At 46.9% G+C, this 2588-nt stretch carries 1 protein-coding gene and 1 pseudogene; one reads left to right on the top strand and one right to left on the bottom strand.

Features of this window, described 5'->3' with window-relative positions; genetic code table 11:
• Positions 1-218 (top strand): annotated as a pseudogene (locus PX481_RS17550) (phospholipid carrier-dependent glycosyltransferase); the annotation flags it as partial.
• Positions 219-419: 201 nt separating this feature from the next.
• Here PX481_RS17550 and gcvP read toward each other — a convergent pair.
• On the bottom strand, positions 420-2588 hold a 2169-nt coding region (gcvP, locus tag PX481_RS17555; RefSeq protein ID WP_288095228.1), incomplete at its 5' end, for an aminomethyl-transferring glycine dehydrogenase.

Genomic DNA, 2588 nt, shown 5'->3' on the forward strand with positions numbered 1-2588 from the left:
ACCCTGTTTATATTGCTTTTGCCTACGAGCGCCCCTCGTTAAATTTTTATAGTGGTCGTCGGGTTTTTCCCCTTGCTGCCGAAGAATTAATCAATCACTGGCAAAGTCACAAGCAACCTTACCTAATTATCGATCGTCAAACCAAAGAAGCTACTGATTTAGAAGGATTAAAGGCGATCAGATCCACGGATTCCGGTTGGTTTTTGGTGACGAAGTAGTAGTGAGGTTAATTGTTAATTGGGTGCAGATCACATTGGCAAAAATACCGACAATCAGCAATTATCAGTGACTCCCGACTGCTAACCCCAGGAAAAAGTTTTTCAGCAGCTCCTAGTTAATTTTAGAGGCCAAGTTCCGAAAAACCAGAAAAAAGCGGGGTAATTTGCAACTACCCCACTAATATTATCAAGGAATTACGATTACTTATAAGCGTCCATACCCTCACAGGAACAAACCAGATTTCTGTCCCCGTAGGCATTATCAACCCGTCCCACTACCGGCCAGAATTTATAATCTTGTAGCCAAGAAAGCGGGTAAGCTGCCTGTTGACGGGAATAGGGACGACTCCAATCATCGGCAGTTAAAACTGCGGCTGTATGAGGGGCATTTTTCAAGGGATTATCGTGGGGATCCATGCTACCATTAGCGATCGCTTGTACCTCTTGATAGATAGTTAACAAAGCTTCACAAAAACGGTCTAATTCGCCCAAAGATTCGCTTTCCGTGGGTTCCACCATCATTGTACCAGCCACGGGCCAAGAAACCGTCGGTGCGTGGAAACCGAAATCCATCAAGCGTTTTGCCACATCTTCCACCTCGATGCCGGCCTGTTTTTTCAGGGGACGTAAATCAATCACGCACTCGTGGGCAACCGTTCCCGCGCTACCCTTAAATAAAACCGGATAGGCCGACTCCAGACGAAAAGCCATATAATTAGCGTTCAAAATTGCCACTTCTGTCGCTTTTTTCAAGCCTGCTGCCCCCATCATAGCGATATACATCCAAGAAATCACCAAAATGCTGGCACTACCCCAAGGCGCGGCCGAAATTGCGCCAATTGAGTCCTGATGCTTACCGTTAGCGGTTTCTGGGGATAATTTCGCCAAAACTAGGGAAACATCGGGCAGAAAAGGCACTAAATGGGATTTTACTCCGATTGGTCCCATACCGGGGCCGCCACCACCGTGGGGAATACAGAAAGTTTTATGGAGATTCAAGTGACAGACATCAGCGCCAAAATCCGCCGGACGACATAAACCCACCTGAGCATTCATATTGGCGCCATCCATATAGACTTGACCACCGTATTGATGAATCAAGGCGCAAATTTCGCTAATTCCCTGTTCAAAAACGCCGTGAGTGGAAGGATACGTTACCATCAAAGCCGCTAGATTATCCTGATGCTTCTGGGCCTTAGTTTTCAGGTCATCAATATCAATATTGCCCCGAGAATCGCAATTAACCGCCACTACTTTCATACCACACATAACAGCGCTGGCAGGATTAGTCCCGTGAGCGGACTCAGGAATTAAGCAAATCTGACGATGACCTTGACCGCGACTTTCATGGTAGGCTCGGATCACCTGTAAACCAGCATATTCTCCCTGAGAACCGGCGTTCGGTTGTAGGGAAATGCCATCAAACCCGGTAATTTCCCCTAACCAAGTCTCTAACTGTTGAAAGAGCAGTTGATAGCCTTCTGCTTGGTCAATCGGAGCAAAAGGGTGTAATTTGCCGAATTCTGCCCAAGTTACCGGAATCATCTCCGCTACGGCATTGAGTTTCATCGTACAGGAACCGAGGGGAATCATGGAAGTATTTAAGGCTAAATCCTTTGTTTCCAGACGGTGCAGATATCTGAGTAATTCCGTTTCCGAGTGGTAACGATTGAACACCGGTTCGGTAAGATAGGCACTGGTACGGGTTAAATTAGCGGGTAATTCTAGACTAATTTTCTCGACTAATTCCGCCGCGGTAAAGGGTAATTCCTCGGTGGGGGCAAAAATTTGCCATAAATCCCACACATCCCTGAGACTGGTGGTTTCATCGACACTAATTCCTAGATTATTCTCATCAAAATAACGCAGATTAATCTTATGGGTTTTTGCCTTGGCGAAGATATCCTTAACTCCCGTGGATACCGTAACTTTGAGCGTATCGAAGTACGGTTCTTTCCCCACTTGATAACCCAACTTTTTTAAACCATTTGCCAATAAAGCGGTTAATTTCTGCACTCTTTGGGCGATTTTCTTGATTCCTTCCGGTCCGTGATACACCGCGTACATGGAAGCAATCACCGCTAGTAACACCTGTGCGGTACAAATATTACTGGTGGCTTTATCCCGGCGGATATGTTGTTCGCGGGTTTGCAAAGCTAAACGCAGTGCGGGTTTACCCTGACTATCCTTCGATACCCCGACAATGCGCCCCGGAATACTGCGTTTATAGACATCTTTGGTGGCAAAATAGGCGGCATGGGGACCCCCATAACCCAAGGGAACCCCAAAGCGTTGACTGCTACCCACGGCAATATCAGCCCCCAATTCGCCGGGGGGAGTCAACAGAGCTAAACTGAGAATATCGGCGGC

Source organism: Microcystis sp. M53603_WE2 (assembly GCF_030065435.1).